Annotated in this window: 17 protein-coding genes, 2 tRNA genes and 1 pseudogene; 12 read left to right on the plus strand and 8 right to left on the minus strand. The window is 41.6% G+C overall.

Annotation, left to right across the window (positions count from 1 at the left end):
* Positions 1-7: 7 nt before the first annotated feature.
* Entirely contained in the window at positions 8-550 is a 543-nt protein-coding gene (locus KUG37_RS02685) for a hypothetical protein (protein ID WP_216934074.1), read from the minus strand.
* Positions 551-869: 319 nt separating this feature from the next.
* Between KUG37_RS02685 and cysD the strand changes: the two genes are divergently transcribed.
* The 3 genes from cysD (at position 870) to KUG37_RS02700 (ending at position 3910) form a co-directional block, all read left to right on the plus strand.
* A complete protein-coding gene (gene cysD / locus KUG37_RS02690) occupies positions 870-1784 on the plus strand; it encodes a sulfate adenylyltransferase subunit CysD (protein ID WP_153370999.1) in 915 nt (304 codons plus the stop codon).
* A gap of 113 nt (positions 1785-1897) precedes the next feature.
* Positions 1898-3514 carry a sulfate adenylyltransferase subunit CysN gene (gene cysN / locus KUG37_RS02695; RefSeq protein WP_216934075.1) on the plus strand — a complete coding sequence of 539 codons (1617 nt, stop codon included), beginning with the start codon at positions 1898-1900 and terminating at the stop codon, positions 3512-3514.
* Positions 3515-3637: 123 nt separating this feature from the next.
* Positions 3638-3910 (plus strand): hypothetical protein, encoded by a 273-nt coding sequence (locus KUG37_RS02700; protein ID WP_216934113.1) that lies wholly within the window; start codon positions 3638-3640, stop codon positions 3908-3910.
* Positions 3911-3981: 71 nt separating this feature from the next.
* Here KUG37_RS02700 and KUG37_RS02705 read toward each other — a convergent pair.
* Positions 3982-4264 (minus strand): annotated as a pseudogene (locus KUG37_RS02705) (thioredoxin family protein).
* 24 nt (positions 4265-4288) lie between these two features.
* A complete protein-coding gene (locus tag KUG37_RS02710) occupies positions 4289-4729 on the minus strand; it encodes an N-acetyltransferase (RefSeq protein ID WP_216934076.1) in 441 nt (146 codons plus the stop codon).
* A gap of 134 nt (positions 4730-4863) precedes the next feature.
* Here KUG37_RS02710 and KUG37_RS02715 point away from each other — a divergent pair, with 134 nt between their 5' ends.
* The 3 genes from KUG37_RS02715 to KUG37_RS02725 all read left to right on the plus strand — a co-directional run bounded on the left by KUG37_RS02715 (position 4864) and on the right by KUG37_RS02725 (position 7333).
* The gene (locus KUG37_RS02715) at positions 4864-5856 is read left to right on the plus strand and encodes an NAD(P)H-quinone oxidoreductase (RefSeq protein WP_216934077.1); all 993 of its coding nucleotides are present in this window, start codon (positions 4864-4866) and stop codon (positions 5854-5856) included.
* 217 nt (positions 5857-6073) lie between these two features.
* Entirely contained in the window at positions 6074-6277 is a 204-nt protein-coding gene (locus KUG37_RS02720) for a hypothetical protein (RefSeq protein WP_216940133.1), read from the plus strand.
* 153 nt (positions 6278-6430) lie between these two features.
* Positions 6431-7333, plus strand: coding sequence for a YafY family protein (locus tag KUG37_RS02725; RefSeq protein WP_216934079.1), 903 nt, complete (start codon positions 6431-6433; stop codon positions 7331-7333).
* A 107-nt stretch (positions 7334-7440) separates the two neighbouring features.
* Here KUG37_RS02725 and KUG37_RS02730 read toward each other — a convergent pair.
* Together KUG37_RS02730 and KUG37_RS02735 are read right to left on the minus strand one after the other, a co-directional pair.
* Positions 7441-7526: transfer RNA gene (locus tag KUG37_RS02730), tRNA-Leu, on the minus strand.
* A gap of 10 nt (positions 7527-7536) precedes the next feature.
* A tRNA-Cys gene (locus KUG37_RS02735) sits at positions 7537-7610 on the minus strand.
* A 153-nt stretch (positions 7611-7763) separates the two neighbouring features.
* On the opposite strand from KUG37_RS02735, the gene folD reads away from it, so the two are divergent.
* Positions 7764-8612, plus strand: a complete 849-nt coding sequence (folD, locus tag KUG37_RS02740) for a bifunctional methylenetetrahydrofolate dehydrogenase/methenyltetrahydrofolate cyclohydrolase FolD (protein ID WP_216940134.1) — start codon at positions 7764-7766, stop codon at positions 8610-8612.
* 136 nt (positions 8613-8748) lie between these two features.
* Entirely contained in the window at positions 8749-9417 is a 669-nt protein-coding gene (locus KUG37_RS02745; protein ID WP_216934083.1) for a methyltransferase, read from the plus strand.
* Between the two features lie 64 nt (positions 9418-9481).
* Here KUG37_RS02745 and KUG37_RS02750 read toward each other — a convergent pair whose 3' ends face one another.
* The gene (locus KUG37_RS02750; protein WP_216934084.1) at positions 9482-9904 is read right to left on the minus strand and encodes a hypothetical protein; all 423 of its coding nucleotides are present in this window, start codon (positions 9902-9904) and stop codon (positions 9482-9484) included.
* A 134-nt stretch (positions 9905-10038) separates the two neighbouring features.
* A complete protein-coding gene (locus KUG37_RS02755) occupies positions 10039-11868 on the minus strand; it encodes a phosphoenolpyruvate carboxykinase (GTP) (protein ID WP_216934085.1) in 1830 nt (609 codons plus the stop codon).
* Positions 11869-12284: 416 nt separating this feature from the next.
* On the opposite strand from KUG37_RS02755, the gene KUG37_RS02760 reads away from it, so the two are divergent.
* The 4 genes from KUG37_RS02760 (at position 12285) to groL (ending at position 16144) form a co-directional block, all read left to right on the plus strand.
* Positions 12285-13223 carry a diacylglycerol kinase family protein gene (locus KUG37_RS02760; protein WP_216934086.1) on the plus strand — a complete coding sequence of 313 codons (939 nt, stop codon included), beginning with the start codon at positions 12285-12287 and terminating at the stop codon, positions 13221-13223.
* Complete coding sequence (locus KUG37_RS02765) at positions 13204-13977, plus strand: metallophosphoesterase (RefSeq protein ID WP_216934087.1); 774 nt, start codon at positions 13204-13206, stop codon at positions 13975-13977. The genes KUG37_RS02760 and KUG37_RS02765 overlap by 20 nt, the downstream gene beginning before the upstream one ends.
* A 172-nt stretch (positions 13978-14149) precedes the next feature.
* Positions 14150-14440, plus strand: coding sequence for a co-chaperone GroES (groES, locus tag KUG37_RS02770; RefSeq protein ID WP_067729023.1), 291 nt, complete (start codon positions 14150-14152; stop codon positions 14438-14440).
* A gap of 69 nt (positions 14441-14509) precedes the next feature.
* A complete protein-coding gene (groL, locus tag KUG37_RS02775) occupies positions 14510-16144 on the plus strand; it encodes a chaperonin GroEL (protein WP_216934088.1) in 1635 nt (544 codons plus the stop codon).
* A 399-nt stretch (positions 16145-16543) separates the two neighbouring features.
* On the opposite strand, the gene KUG37_RS02780 is transcribed toward groL, so the two are convergent.
* On the minus strand, positions 16544-16918 hold the full coding sequence (locus tag KUG37_RS02780) for a hypothetical protein (RefSeq protein WP_216934089.1): 375 nt from the start codon (positions 16916-16918) through the stop codon (positions 16544-16546).
* Between the last annotated feature and the right edge of the window lie 200 nt (positions 16919-17118).

A 17118-nucleotide genomic window follows, 5' to 3' on the forward strand; every position in this document is an offset into this window, starting at 1 on the left:
TCAAAGCCTACAGTAATGCAGTCTGAATCCGGACTTTCATATCTAAAGTCTGTTGCAAAATATAGTGTTGCATCCATTTTACCTGTTCGCCTATAGGATTGACCTTGACTGCGTTAGTCAGGAAATTCAAATCAGGCTGACTAAAAAGCTGCTGTGCAAGGGTCTGCTCCAAGACTTGACTGCTTGCCGTCAAAGGCAATGCCACCAGGTAGAACGCTTTAGGATAATTATAAAAGGCATATAATAAGTTAAAGGCTTTTTGATCACCTTTGAGATTACCAGCACCAATTTCGTAAGCTGCATTCTGATTGCTATAAGTAACACCGACTAGAAACTCCCAATGACCGTCCTGTAAACGCAGACCAAACTGTAAGCCGACTTGGTCCGCAGTCAGCTCATGTTGCAGGTAGATATTTAAGGGCTTGCCTTCATCAGTGGAAGGTTCTTGGAGAACTAAAATATGCTGCTGATGCTGATAAATATAACCGGCAAGCTGGGCCAGTTCCAGGCGGGTTTTGACAGTGGCGAGATCAAAAGCGTTATAGGGCATAAAAAAGTATATCAGGGGGAGAGTTGAGCCTACTCTAGTAATTTTTCAACTGTTTGAGAACCACTTCTTTAGATTATTTATTTCTGATTTTGCTGATCTAAATACAAGTCGGTATCTTAATAACCAACAAAATAATGAAACTTGATTGCATGAGTTATTGATTCATAAAAACTGATATTCATTATTGATGAATTTTTATATGAGCTTTTGATATATCAATATCATAAAACAAGCAATCCTTATGAAAACTAAATAACTATAATGCCAATATATATCTTTAAAAGTGTAATAGTACACGCATTCTAAGCTGGTGTTGTCCATGTCGTTAAATGAGGAAAGACTTACTCATCTCAAACAGCTTGAAGCTGAGAGTATTCATATTATCCGTGAAGTAGCAGCTGAATTTGAAAATCCAGTCATGCTTTATTCCATTGGTAAAGATTCAGCAGTAATGCTGCATCTTGCACTGAAAGCGTTTTATCCAGCCAAACTTCCATTTCCGCTACTGCATGTAGACACGGGCTGGAAATTTAAAGACATGATTGCTTTCCGTGACAACATGGCAAAAAAACATGGTTTTGATTTGATCGTACATCAAAACAAAGAAGGGAAAGATGCAGGCATCAATCCTTTCGATCATGGTAGCTCTAAATATACTGACATCATGAAAACCCAGGGTTTAAAACAGGCCCTAAATAAATACAAGTTTGATGCTGCCTTTGGTGGTGCGCGCCGTGATGAAGAAAAATCACGTGCTAAAGAACGTGTCTATTCATTCCGTGATGATAAACATCGCTGGGACCCAAAAAACCAACGTCCTGAACTTTGGAATCTTTACAACGGTAAAGTGAACCAAGGTGAAAGTATTCGTGTATTCCCGTTGTCGAACTGGACTGAGCTTGATATCTGGCAATACATCTATTTGGAAAGCATTCCACTTGTACCACTTTACTTGGCTGCAGAGCGTCCTGTGGTTGAGCGTAGCGGTACCTTAATTATGGTGGATGACGAACGTATGCCTTTAAAAGAAGGTGAAGTTCCACAAATGAAATCGGTACGTTTCCGTACTCTAGGTTGTTATCCATTAACAGGTGCAGTTGAATCCACTGCAGATACCTTGCCGGAAATTATCCAGGAAATGCTCTTGGCAACCAGCTCTGAGCGTCAAGGTCGTATGATTGACCATGATGAAGCAGGCTCGATGGAGAAGAAGAAGCAAGAAGGCTACTTCTAGAATCTCTCCCGACCTCTCTTTAGAAGAGAGAGGAGATTTCCCCCTTTAATTAAAGGGGGATCAAAGGGGGATTCAACCAAACCGATTTCTAAAGAATATGTGGAGTTTGAGCAATGTCTCATCAATCAGAACTCATTAGCCAAGATATCTTGGGCTATTTAAAACAACATGAAAATAAAGACCTGTTGCGTTTCCTGACTTGCGGTAATGTCGATGATGGTAAATCGACTTTAATTGGTCGACTGCTTTACGACTCAAAATTGATTTATGAAGATCAATTGCAAGCAGTTACCCGTGACTCGAAAAAAGTCGGGACCACAGGCGATGCACCTGACCTGGCACTTCTGGTAGATGGTCTACAGGCGGAGCGTGAGCAGGGCATTACCATTGATGTAGCGTATCGTTATTTCTCGACTGAAAAACGTAAATTCATTATTGCGGATACTCCGGGGCATGAGCAGTACACTCGTAACATGGCAACAGGTGCGTCGACCTGCGACCTTGCGATCATTTTGATTGATGCACGTTATGGCGTGCAAACTCAAACACGTCGTCATACCTTTATTGCCAGCTTGCTGGGGATCAAGAACATCATTGTGGCAATCAACAAGATGGACTTGGTGGAATTCTCTGAAACACGTTTCAATGAAATTCAGGCTGAATATGCAGCTTTCGTTGCGCAATTGGGTGACCGTAAACCGAGCAATATCATCTTTACGCCTATTTCTGCACTGAATGGCGATAACGTGGTGAACAAGTCGGCCAATACGCCGTGGTATACCGGCGAAACACTAATGGGTACGCTTGAATCGGTGAAAATTAACCGTAGTTCAGCAAAGCAGGATTTCCGTTTCCCAGTGCAGTATGTTAACCGTCCAAACCTCGACTTCCGTGGTTTCTGCGGTACGATCGCACTTGGTGATATCAACGTCGGCGATACTGTAACAGCTTTGCCTTCTGGCAAATCTTCTACGGTGAAAGAAATTGTCACTTTTGATGGCAACCTTGAGCATGCCGTTGCAGGTCAAGCGGTGACATTAACACTGAATGACGAAATTGATATTTCACGTGGTAACGTTCTGATTCGTGCGGATCAGGCAGCTCCAAGCATTTCACGTTCAGTTCAAGCAACTGTAGTGTGGATGGCGGATCAACCACTGGTGATTGGCAAACTTTACAATGTGAAAATTGGTACGCAAACCGTACCTGCCAAAGTGACTGCGATTAATTTCCGTACCAATGTGAATACCTTGGAACAGGTTCAAGTTGAAAATCTTGAACTGAATGCGATTGCCAATGTAACGGTTGAATTTGATGCACCCGTGGTGTTTGATCGTTATCAAGACAGCCGTTATACCGGTTCGTTTATCTTCATCGATCGTTTAAACAACGTGACGATTGGTGCGGGTATGGTGGAAGAGTCGGTTGAATGGACTGCACATACCAATCCTGTAACCGCCGAAGCACGTGCTGCACGTTTAGGTCAAAAACCTGCTGCGGTAACAGTTTCTGCCAAAGCTTTGGAAAATGCTCAGGCGCTTGAAAGCTTGCTGATTCAGCAAGGGATTGTTGCAATTGCGAAAGCGGATTTGGATGCTGCTCAAGTTGCATTATTACGTGAGACTGGTGTTGTTGTAGTGACAGATGTTACTGAAGGCACTGACGTTGCATTTAATGAAGATGCTGCTGAAGCATTGGCTGATAAGATTGTGGAATTGGTTCGTCTGTAATGGATTGAGCTGATTTAAAAGAAAACCCGCTGAAAAGCGGGTTTTTTATGATCTGAATACATGGAATTAGTATTTGAAAATTAAATATTCACTATCTATATCATCTACAAAAGAGGGGATATTATTAAAAAATTTTTAGTTTTATTGGCATTATGTTTGGCTTTTGGGGTAGAGGCCAAGCAAGCCTCAAGCAGTAAAGAATCGATCAAGCAAAAGATTATCCAGCATTCGATTGAAAGCTATCCAGGAAATTGTCCGTGTCCTTACAATACGGCAAGTAATGGTAGTCGTTGCGGTAAACGGAGTGCTTATAACCGTGCAGGCGGATATGCACCGCTGTGCTATCCGGAAGATATCACTGATCGTATGGTAAAGGAATATAAAGGGCGGAGTTAATTAAAAGCCCTGTATTTTATAGGGCGCGCTAAAAGAAATGTTTTTGTTAGGTTTAGTTTTATATGGGTAATTTAATTTTTCTTAAAATCTTTGAGAACTAAGGCCAGAATTGCTTTCATCCTGGTTAAGCTTTTCACCCCTGCAATAGGTGAGAATAGGAGATTGATCGATATTGATCTTACCAAATTTAATGTCAGCTTTTACTTCAGCATAGTGAGTCGCCAGTTCAGCAAAGACCGGAAAATTTTGCCCACAAGGCTGACACCAGTCAGGATAAAACCGAATTACTGCAACACCTTCAAACCACTCAAAAACGCTGTAATTATTTTCATCATATGCTATGACTTCTGACACTGATTCGTCCTTATTCTTCTTGGATCAATATTTGGACCAGCGCATACTGAGTTCTGTATGACCAGTATCTTGATCAATCCCCTGATAGATGACTTTAAAACCCTGTTTTTGATAAAAATTGACTGCTGCGGTATTTTCCGCATAGACATTTAAATGCAATTGATCACATTGCTGTTTGATAAAATCTACTAAACAACGGCCATAACCAGCGCCTTGCAGTTGAGGTTCAATAAAAAGTGCAGCCAATACATTCTCTGATTTTAATAATGATACAAAGCCAAGAACGGTATCATTCTCTTTAATAATGTAATTTTCAGCCAAAGGTAAATACAGATCACGCATGGGAATCAGCTGCTTTTCCCAATAAGCAGCCGGAATAAAATCATGGGCCTGTAGGGAAGCATTGAACCAGATTTCTAAAATAGAACTTATATCCTTCGTGTCAGCTGTTGTAATGATTGTCATAAATGATCTTATATCAATTTACTAAATAGTCAGCTGATTATACATAAGTCCATGCTTCTTCAATCCACCGTATTTCTATGTTCAAATAAGTCCGAGAAATACCAAATTTACATATGAGAGTAGGGAAAGAATCCATGTCACAACAAAGCATGCAACAAGTCATTATTACAGAACCGGGCGGTATCGATAAACTTGCTTATGAAACCGTGACTGTGCCTGAGCCTAAAGCAGATGAAGTTCTGGTGAAAGTCCATGCCTTTGGTATCAACCGTCCAGATATCCTGCAGCGTCAAGGCTTATATCCGATGCCAAAAGGGGTGACGCCTGTTCCTGGTCTGGAAGTGGCAGGCGAAGTGGTTGCGGTCGGTAGCGATGTCAGTCAGTTTAAAGTTGGTGACAAAGTCTGTGGCCTGACCAATGGTGGCGGTTATGCTGAATATTGCGTGGTGCCAGAAAGCCAGACTTTGAATATACCTGAAGGTGTGAGCTTTGTGCAGGCTGCTGCTATTCCTGAAACCTTCTTTACCGTATGGGCCAATGTGTTCCAGATGGGGAAAGCCAAAGCAGGAGAAACCGTGCTGATCCATGGCGGGACAAGCGGTATTGGCACCACGGCTTTAATGCTATGTAAAGCACTCGGGATTAAAACCTTTGCAACGGTCGGTTCGGATGAAAAAGTGGCGGCTATTGCAGATTTAACCACGGCTATTAATTATAAGACTCAAGACTTTGAGCAGGTTATTAATGAAGCTACTGACAATGGTGGTATCGATGTTATTTTGGATATGGTGGGCGCACCTTATTTAGAGCGTAATTTGAATTTGTTGCGTCGTGATGGACGTCTGGTCTATATCGCTTTCTTAGGTGGGGCAAAAGCCAAAGAGGTTAAACTTGGGCAGATCATGATGAAACGCCTGACTATTACGGGTTCGACCATGCGTGCACGTAGCACGGCTGAAAAAGCGGAAATTGCACAAGGTTTGAAAGCGCAGATTGCACCATTATGGGCAAAAGGCGAATGTCTGCCTATGATCCACAAAACGTTTAAGTTTGATCAGATTCAGGATGCACATGCAGCAATGGATACGGGAGAGCATGTGGGCAAAATTGTGGTAGAAATTATGTAATATGAAATAAGTGAATCAAAAAATGCCGGTGACTTCACTGGCATTTTTTTTATGTTAAGTAAAATCTTATTACAAATAAATACATGTAAGTTTGAATAAAAATTAAAAAATGCTAACTATTCGACACAACCTGTCAATCATGAAACGTAGAATGCAGATATGGATAATTCCGACTAATTGGATCAACATTCACATGAATGTGAGAGGGAAAAATAAGATGAAAATTATTCCAACAGCCTATAGTTCAAAACAAAGTGTAAAAGCATTGCATCGTATTCATAAAATGATTATTCGCGGAACCATGAGTTGGGCAGAATTACAGAAAATGTATCGAGTGATGCTGCATCTGGAGCGTTATATGGAAAGATTAACGGTGCAGAATCATCATTCAAACAAGAAACCTTTCAGAAAATCCAGATAGGACCTCATATTTTCCGGTGAAGTGACAATCCAGGATCTAAGGTAAAAGAATATCTTAGACTTTATCCTAATATGATTCACTTATTGGTATTCAGTATAATCATTCAGTATCTAGCAATAAATAAGTACATGTGAATGTATTAAGTGGGGATTTATGGAGCGCCTAGCTTCAACACATGAGCGTCTTGCAGAGCGTTTAGCTAGAATTTTGACCAAATTAAATATCGGATATCAACTTCGGGCTGCAGAGCTAGCTGCAGAATTTCAGGTCAGTACCCGCACCATTGAACGTGATTTTGATCGTCTAGGCTCTTATTTACCTTTACTTCAGGATCAACAAAAACGATATTATCTGGACCCCTCTTATTTGGGGCGGTTTAAGTTGCAGGATATTCATACCTTTGCCCAGCTGTCGGGGATTAGTGAGCTGTATCCGGCGCTGGATATGTCTTTTATCCGTGAATTACTGGATAACCGCGCCAGTCTGGTTTTTTCTGCCAAAGGCTATAATTTCGAAGACGCCACCCAGTATGCTGAACATTTTAAAGTACTCACTGCAAGTATCCAGAAAAGACAGCAAATCGCCTTGTTTTACCGAGATCAAATCCGGATTGTAAAACCGTATCGCCTGATTCACCACATGGGAAACTGGTACTTGGCAGCTGTGCGCAAGCAGGAGCTGCGTGTTTATCGTCTTGGTCGTATTGAAAAAATTATTTGCCAGCAGCGGTTTTCACAGTTTGAGCATGATCAGGCGGTGTTGCAGCAATTAAAAGATGAAGATGGGATTTGGTTTGGGCACAAAAAACAGGAAGTGATTTTATCTGTGCATCCAGAGGTTGCGATTTATTTTAAACAACGCAGAATTTTCCCTGAACAGAGGATTCTGGATGAATCGGAAACGGGGAGGTTATTGATTAGCTGCCAGATTCGGCACCAGAAAGAGTTAAATCCATTGGTACGTTACTGGATTCCTTATCTGAAAATTGTGAAACCTGAATATTTACAGCAAGAGCTGGACGATAGCTTGCAAGGCTACTTGAAAGTAAGTCAGTAAAATACTTTAAAAAATGAAATACGGGAATGTCTGGCAGGAATTTCAGGCATAAAAAAACCAGCTTTCGCTGGGTTCTCTATTTGCACCATTTTTCTATAGTAGAAGAATGGTGCCCGAGGCCAGACTCGAACTGGCACGCTTTGTGGGCGGGGGATTTTAAATCCCCTGTGTCTACCGATTTCACCACTCGGGCTTTAACAAGATGGAGGCGGAGGTCGGAATCGAACCGGCGTCCACGGAGTTGCAGTCCGCTGCATGACCACTCTGCCACCCCGCCGCGTCTTGTTGATGCGTATATTATCAAGCTCTGAAAAAAAAACAATAGTGTATTCATTCGTATGCGCATAAAAACAGCATATGACGGAAAATATTTAGAGTTATCATGTAGAATGTGCAAAATTGATTCATATCAACACTTGGGAGAAATGCCGTGGCATTAGTTCTAGACGGTCGTGCATTGGCGAAGCAAATTGAAGCTGACTTGTTTACTCGCGTAGAAGCGCTGAAAGCAAAATCAGGTCGTACTCCAATTCTTGCGACGATTTTGGTAGGTGACGATGGTGCATCTGCAACTTATGTGCGCATGAAAGGCAATGCCTGCCGCCGTGTTGGTATGGATTCACTCAAAGTGGAACTTTCTAAGGAAACCACTACTGAAGAATTATTGGCTGAAATTGAAAAGCTAAACGCAAATCCTGATGTGCACGGTATTCTGCTTCAACACCCGGTTCCTGCGCAAATTGATGAACGTGCCTGTTTTGATGCAATTTCGCTTGAAAAAGACGTTGATGGCGTCACTTGCCTGGGTTACGGGCGTATGGCGATGGGTGAGGCTGCTTATGGTTCAGCGACTCCTGCGGGCATCATGACCATTTTGAAAGAAAACAACATCGAAATCGCAGGTAAACATGCGGTAGTTGTCGGTCGTTCGGCAATTTTGGGTAAACCAATGGCTGCGATGCTGCTTGAAGCAAATGCAACCGTAACCATTTGCCACTCACGTACTCAAGATCTTGCCAGCTTTGTTAAGCAAGCAGATATTATTGTTGGTGCGGTAGGTAAGGCTGAGCTGATTCAAAAAGACTGGATTAAACCCGGTGCTGTGGTTGTTGATGCCGGTTTCCATCCACGTGATGGGGGCGGTGTAGGTGATATTCAGCTGGTGGGTATTGAAGAAATCGCATCTGCTTATACACCAGTTCCGGGTGGAGTGGGTCCAATGACAATTACCACGTTGATTCGTCAAACAGTTGAAGCGGCTGAAAAAGCGCTAGGTTAATCAAATCCTCCCTAACCCTCCTTTTTCAAAGGAGGGAACTCTAACCACTATTTTTTAGATGGGAGTTCCCCCTCTTTTTTAAAGAGGGGTTAGGGGAGATTCTTCAAAGATATAAATACCAATTAAAAGAAATCCAATGAGCTGCACTTTTCAATTTCCCCAAGCCCCAGAACATCTTCTGCAAGCCTTGCATGATGTGATTCCGCATTGTGAATTACAGGCACAGCAGTTACTTGGTACGCCAATTTCCTTATGGTTGATTCCACCTGTATTCCCCACGGATAAGCTGGATGATGAAGTCATCCGTCGTATCTGGAATGACACCCCTTATTGGATCTTTTGTTGGGCATCTGGCTTGGCTATGGCTCAATGGCTATTGGCAGAGCCGCATCATGTCAAAGACAAAGTTGTACTGGATTTTGGAGCAGGTTCAGGTGTGGTTGCTATTGCTGCGAAAATGGCAGGTGCAAAACGCGTTATTTGCTGTGATATCGACCAGATCAGTCTGGATGCATGTCGAGCCAATGCTGAGCTGAATGATGTCGAGCTTGAATATCTGGATGATCTGTATAAGGCAGCGCAGGTGGATATTCTGTTAGCCGCAGATGTGCTTTATGATCAGTGCAACCGTTTCTTCCTGGATGAGTTTTTAAAATTTGCACCTGAGGTATGGGTTGCCGACAGTCGGGTAAAAAACTTTAGTCATCCTCAATATGAAAAACTGGATGAGCGTAGTGCGACGACTTGGCCAGATTTGGATGAATCGCCGGAATTTCGTAATGTCAGTTTTTATAAAACGCGTTAAAGTTAAAAATAAAAAAGGGTGGTCAGCCCTTTTTTATTGTCTTGGTTTGAATAAGTATCGGATATTAAGAACAAGTATAACGAATAACGCGCATTGTCGTTGGGCGGGCATCTAAGGCTTCGCGTGCACCCGGGTTCTCGCTATTATATAAGTCAGGTGTGTTACTTAAGCTGATTTGCGTACGGCTATTACCCAGCTGGCGGCCATATTGTTCTTGTTCCGCAGTTGGATTAGGGATTTCATTCATGCTTAAAATCTGGATATTATAAGTTTTTGAATTCCCTAAAACCTGTTTACAAGACGCTTGCAAGCGTCTTTCATCCTGGCTCGGCCGTCCTGAAAGAGTGTAGCTCAAGGTTGCTGTATTAGCTGAACGTTCCAGAACTTCATAGCCACTTTTTCCGTTGAATTGATGTGGTGCGGTCTGACATGCGCTCAGTACCCAACTGCTTGCAGCTATAGCCAAAATTACCGTTGTTCTTTTCATATTTATATTTCCTGAAGTCTTGGTCTAAGTATGCCATATTTTGCTCAAGCTGCTGCTCGGGTCAATTGTGATCAATTGTTTAGCATGCAATAAAAAAGGCCGCTTATGCGACCTTTTTTACATCAAATCAGCCCTTAAGTAGATTTAACAGCTTCCAGTAATTCAGCTTGACGTTTTTTCAACGCTTCTGGCATACGATCGCCTAATTTTTCAAACAATTCAGTGTGGCTTTCAAGTTCTTTGATCCATTGATCTTTGTCTTGAGAAGTCACAAGGTCAAACTGTTCTTTAGTGAAGTCAGAACCAGTCCAGTTCAACTGTTCATAAGTTGGAACTAAACCAATTGGTGTTTCAACAGCGTCTGCACGACCTTCACAACGGTCAATGATCCACTCAAGAACACGCATGTTTTGACCGAAACCAGGCCATACGAAGTTGCCTTCAGCATCACGACGGAACCAGTTCACGTTGTAGATGCCAGGAAGTTTGTTGCCAGCAGCTTCAGCTTTTGTAGCAATTTGCTCGCCCATTTCTAACCAGTGCGTGAAGTAATCTGCCATGTTGTAACCCGCAAATGGAAGCATTGCGAATGGGTCACGACGAACGATACCTTGTTGACCAACAGCGGCAGCAGTGGTTTCAGAGCCCATGGTTGCAGCTTTGTAAACACCGTCAACCCAGTCAAATGCTTCTGAAATTAGAGGCACTGTGTCTGCACGGCGACCACCGAAGATGAACGCAGAAATTGGAACACCTGCTGGATTTTCCCAGTCAGCATCAATAGAAGGGCATTGACCGGCAGATACTGTGAAACGTGCATTTGGATGTGCAGCTTTTTCTTCACCAGTGTGCGGTTGGCCTTTCCAGTTGGTCAGGTTGGCAGGTGCTTCTTTAGTCAGACCTTCCCACCAAACTTCGCCATTGTCAGTTACGGCAACGTTTGTATAGATCACGTCTTTATGCAGAGTCGCCATACAGTTCGGGTTAGTCTTGGTATTTGTACCAGGTGCTACACCGAAGAAACCAGCTTCAGGGTTGATTGCATATAGACGACCATCTTCACCTGGTTTGATCCAGGCAATATCATCACCTACAGTTTCAATTTTCCAGCCTTCGTAACCTGCTGGTGGAATCAACATTGCGAAGTTTGTTTTACCACAAGCAGATGGGAATGCAGCTGCGATGTAGTGTTTTTCGCCTTTAGGGTTTGTCACGCCAAGGATGAGCATGTGTTCAGCTAACCAACCTTGTTGACGACCCATAAATGATGCAATACGTAACGCCAGGCATTTTTTACCAAGCAATGCGTTACCGCCATAACCAGAACCGTAAGACCAGATCTCACGAGTCTCTGGATAATGCACGATGTATTTTTCAGGGTTGCAAGGCCATGCAACATCTTTTTCGCCTTGTTCTAGCGGAGCGCCCACAGTGTGTACACACGGAACGTATTCGCCGTCAGTACCCAAAACGTCATAAACAGCTTTACCCATGCGAGCCATTTTAGACATGCTAACTGCTACATATGGAGAGTCAGTCAGTTCGATACCGATGTGTGCAATATGAGAACCTAAAGGACCCATAGAGAAAGGCACAACATACAAAGTACGACCTTTCATTGAACCATCAAATAAACCGTTGAGGCGAGCACGCATTTCTGCAGGTGCTTCCCAGTTATTGGTCGCGCCAGCGTCTTCTTTGTTTTCTGAACAGATATATGTACGACCTTCAACACGAGCAACGTCAGAAGGATCAGAATTTGCAAGATAAGAACCAGGATGAGTTTCTTGATTCAGCGCTTGCATTGTGCCGTTAGCGATCATCAAGTCGATATAACGTTGATATTCTTCTGCGCTACCGTCACACCATTCAATTTTTGCTGGCTTTGTTAATTTAGCAATTTCTTCCACCCAAGCAATAAGCTTAGGGTGACGAACGAATTCTGGTGCGTTCACTTGGGTCATGGTGAGGCCTATCTCAAATGTGTACAAAAGCATGTACAAAGTACAGTCCGAGCAATAAAAAGTATCGCCCAGATGGTATATGAAAAAAAGTGGCTGTATTAAAGCATAAAATCATAAAAAAAATAAGACTAAAGATGGACTGGATTTTTTTTGGAATATAATGCTATTTTATTTATAAATATAAAGAAAACAACAATATAAAATTAAATACCTGAATTTATAGTATTATTTATTTGTATGATGTTTGGTATTTATTTTAATAATTACATTTAAAATCAAAAACTTGTATTTAAAGTGTGTTTGAGATTCATTATTGTTTAAATAAATGGCGGCCATTCGCATTTTACACAAAGCTACTGTTATTTGTCTCTAGATTGGACAGAATATCCATAAACTTAAATAATATTGTGCGAAAAATGTCTAATCAATCTAAACCCTTATCACTGATTTATAATCATAATGCCGGTTTTCGCATCGAAGGGCCAGAAGGGGTTTATGAGCAACTGACTGCAATTTTTTCAGCACACGGTTATCAAACTGAAGCTTATGAAATTCAGGATTCACAGCAGTTTGAGAAAATTATGCTTGAGGTGCGGCAACGGCACTTGGCTTCCGAGGAGCCGGGCATTGTCGTGGCAGCAGGAGGGGACGGGACTTTAAATACCGTGGCTAAACATTTGCTGAACACCCCAATTTCTGTAGGAATTTTGCCCTTGGGTACTTTTAACTATGTGGCCAGATTACTTGATATTCCTTTAGATTTGCTTGAGGCTGCAGAAGTCATTGTAACCGGGCAAACCAAACGCATAAATGTGGCCCAGATTAATCAGGACATTTACTTAAATAATGCCAGTCTGGGTTTATATCCTTTATTTATTAAAAAGCGTGAAGATTATAATCGTATTTTTGGCCGCTTCCCGCTGCATGCCTATACCTCAGCGCTTGATGTCCTGATTCGGGATCGTAAGGAGTTGCGTTTGGAAATATGGGTAGACCAAAAGAAATATCCGGTGAAAACGCCGCTAATTTTCTTTGGCAATAATCCCTTGCAACTGGCAGATATGAACATGCAGATTGCTGAAGCTGCAGAGCAAGGCAAAGTGGCTGGAGTGGTGGTTTCGAAAAGTGATAAGCTAACTTTATTTAAGCTGGTCTATCAGCTGATTCGAGGCAAGATTGATCAGGCTTCGGATATTTCTAGCTTTGCCGCTGATCAAATTCGAATCGAATCTAAACGTAAAAAGTTAATCGTAGCGATTGATGGCGAAATCGTAGAAATGTCGCCACCTTTAAATATTGCTGTTTTAAAAAATAGTCTCAGTGTAAGGGTGCCGCATGCTTCTACATCTGTCTGATTTACATTTTGGTACCGAAAGACCCGAGTGTCTGGTAGCGATTCAGCAGTTTTGTGAAACTCATCGGCCTGAAGCGGTGGTGGTCAGTGGTGATCTGACCCAGCGTGCACGTCTGACTCAGTTTTATGCCTGTAAGCGCTTTTTAGATCAGCTCAATACGCCTTATCTGGTGATCCCCGGTAATCATGATATTCCGCTTTATCATCTCTGGAACCGGCTGTTTCAACCGTTTACCCGATATCGGTTGTTCTTTGGGAAACTGGAATCGGTACTGGAAACTGCTCATTTTTATCTGATCGGAGTAAACACCATACGGCGTAGATATCATACCAAAGGACATTTATCCCTTAAGCAAATTGATGGGATTGATCTGAAGTTGCAACAGGCCCCACCTTCTAAACTAAAAATCATTGTGACGCATCAGCCTTTCTACGTGCCTGTACAAGATAAACGTGGTTTAAAAGATCGTCCGATTAAAGCTAAAGTTGCCCTCAAAGCTTGGGCTAGACATGGCTTATTCGCAGTCTTGCATGGGCATTTACATCGCACAGCAGTCTATGACTTAAATGCCCAGCTTGATGTAGGAGTCAATCATCCCGTTTATGATGTACATGCCGGCACTTCAGCTTCGCACCGGTTACATAAAAATGCGCCAAATAGTTTTAATGTGATTGAGATTTCAGGGAAAATTTCCCAGTATTTTTTTGATGAAGTGACTCAATCCTTTGTGATAAAACCTGAAGTGCTGAATTAATAGACGAAAAACACAATTAGTTAAAAAAAACCACCTTTTTTTTCATTTTTACCCTTGAAGCTTTTTATTCCATCTCCATAACAGTGACATCAAAAAATTTTGATGATGACCCATGGAATAATTAAGTCGTCATCAGTGACCTTAAAAAAGACTTAGTCTGTTGGAGTTATTTATGAGCAACATTCGTCCATTACATGATCGCGTTGTTATTCGTCGTGTTGAAGAAGAAACTAAAACAGCTGGCGGTATTTTACTTCCAGGTTCGGCTGCTGAGAAACCTGCTCAAGGTGAAATCATTGCAGTTGGTAATGGTCAAATCACCGACAATGGCGTACGCGCGTTAGACGTAAAAGTTGGCGACAAAGTATTGTTCGGTACGTATGCAGGTACTACTGTAAAAGTAGACGGCGAAGAGCTTTTAATCATGAAAGAATCTGACATTTTAGCGGTATTAGAAGCTTAATCTGCGCTAAAAAGTTTTATTCGTTCCAAATCAGATTTTGTAAAGATATAACAATATTCGGAGTCAAATATGTCAGCTAAAGACGTAAAATTTGGTGATTCAGCTCGTTCAAAAATGATCGCTGGTGTAAACACCCTTGCAGATGCAGTAAAAGTTACGCTTGGTCCTAAAGGCCGTAACGTGGTGATCGACCGTTCTTTCGGTTCACCACACATCACTAAAGATGGTGTAACTGTTGCCAAGGAAATTTCACTGAAAGACAAGTTCGAGAACATGGGTGCTCAACTGGTCCGCGAAGTGTCTTCTAAGACCAACGATATTGCAGGTGACGGTACAACAACTGCAACTGTTTTGGCCCAATCGATTTTGAATGAAGGGATCAAGTCAGTAACTGCGGGCATGAACCCGATGGACTTGAAACGCGGGATCGACCTTGCAGTAAAAGCATTGGTTGCAGAAATTAAAGCAACGGCTAAACCTGCATCTGATTTTAAAGCGATTGAACAAGTTGGTTCGATTTCTGCTAACTCTGACACCACTGTAGGTAAACTCATTGCACAGGCAATGGAAAAAGTGGGCAAAGAAGGCGTGATCACGGTTGAAGAAGGTTCAGGCTTCGAGGATTCGCTTGATGTAGTTGAGGGTATGCAGTTTGACCGCGGTTATATCTCTCCGTACTTTGCCAACAAGCAAGATACCTTGACTGCAGAACTTGAAAATCCGTTCATTCTTCTTGTTGATAAAAAAATCAGCAATATCCGTGAATTGATTACTGTATTAGAAGCAGTAGCGAAAACTGGCAAACCGCTGTTGATCATTTCTGAAGATGTTGAAGGCGAAGCCTTGGCAACTTTAGTTGTAAACAACATGCGCGGTATTATCAAAGTATGTGCGGTTAAAGCGCCTGGCTTTGGTGATCGTCGTAAAGCAATGCTGCAAGATATCGCAATCTTGACTGGTGGTACTGTGATTTCTGAAGAAGTCGGCATGCAGCTAGACCAGACTGCTCTTGAGCACCTCGGTACAGCACACAAAGTAACAGTATCTAAAGAAAATACTGTGATTGTGGATGGTGCAGGTGATGCAGCTCAAATCTCTGACCGTGTACAGCAAATCCGTGCACAGATTGAAGAATCTACCTCAGAATACGACAAAGAAAAACTTCAAGAGCGTGTAGCGAAACTTGCTGGCGGTGTTGCTGTCATCAAAATCGGTGCAGCGACTGAAGTTGAAATGAAAGAGAAGAAAGACCGTGTAGACGATGCGCTTCATGCGACGCGTGCTGCGGTAGAAGAAGGTGTTGTTGCGGGTGGTGGTGTTGCACTGGTACGCGCTGCGAAAGTACTTGATGATTTAGTGGGTGCCAACGATGACCAAAACGTGGGTATCAATATCCTTCGTCGTGCGATCGAATCTCCACTTCGTCAAATCGTAGCTAACGCAGGTGATGAGCCTTCAGTGGTGATCAATGCAGTGAAAAATGGCGAAGGTAACTTCGGCTATAACGCTGCGACTGGCGTATACGGCGACATGTTAGAAATGGGTATTCTTGATCCGGCTAAGGTGACTCGTTCTGCACTTGAACATGCGGCTTCTGTTGCAGGCTTGATGCTTACAACTGAATGCATGATCACTGAAATCCCGGAAGACAAACCTGCAATGCCTGATATGGGCGGCATGGGTGGTATGGGCGGTATGATGTAATTCATCAATCGTTTATTTCATAAAAATCCCCGCAATAGCGGGGATTTTTTTGCCTAAAACGATGTGATTTCAACTATACGTTTAAATTAAGCTATTGATTGAAGTTGTTTTTTATTTATGAAGTAAGTCACGTATTTATATAAAAAGGTATATATATGTAGATTTTTTGTTGGTTTTTTATTTTAAATGGTTTATTATTCAATCAAATATTGATTTACTATTTTAAATATGGAACAGATAAAAAAGGCATGTTTAGGAGCTTGTTATGATCCTATCGATTCAGTGGTCGTTAAGAAAAATGAGCTTAAAAGATTATATGCCAAAATAAGAGAATATGAAGAGTTGCTTGAGATCTACAGGAAGGAGAAGCAACATTATATGAAGCTCCTGCATAATAAATTATCCTAAAATTTCATCTATCAGTGAATTGAGTAGTTTTTTTTGTGAACTGCTTAATTTTCTGAATTTCAACAAAAAATCTAAATCTGTTGACTCTAATGAATTAATGTTGGGTACATTTGTCTGATCAATATCTCCGAAACGTAACCATTGATTAGAGACGTTTAACCATAAAGCTAATACAGCCAGCTTGTCCTGATTAGGGATTGCTTTACCTAATAACCAGTTATTAGCGGATTGGACACTAATAGGTTGACCACTATAACGGTTATTAAATTCCTGCGATAAATATGTAGGACTAATAGGGTGCTTTGCTTCCAGCATTGCACTGTTTAGTCGCTCAGCAAATAGCTTCTTTTCTTTTTGATTACTCATAATCCAAAATAAATCTTATACCTTTTTGTATTTTATACTTTTTGTACAATTATTTGGTTATTAAATTGTAGTTTTTAAAGTTAAATTAATTAAAAAACAAGAAATGTGTCAAATAAAAAATCAAATCCGTGATCTATATCAAAGGTCTTAGCCCCTTTTATTAATGGCTTCCTCTGGTTAAAAGTATTATTCACATACTT

Source organism: Acinetobacter sp. BY419 (assembly GCF_019038395.1).
Classification (GTDB): domain Bacteria; phylum Pseudomonadota; class Gammaproteobacteria; order Pseudomonadales; family Moraxellaceae; genus Acinetobacter.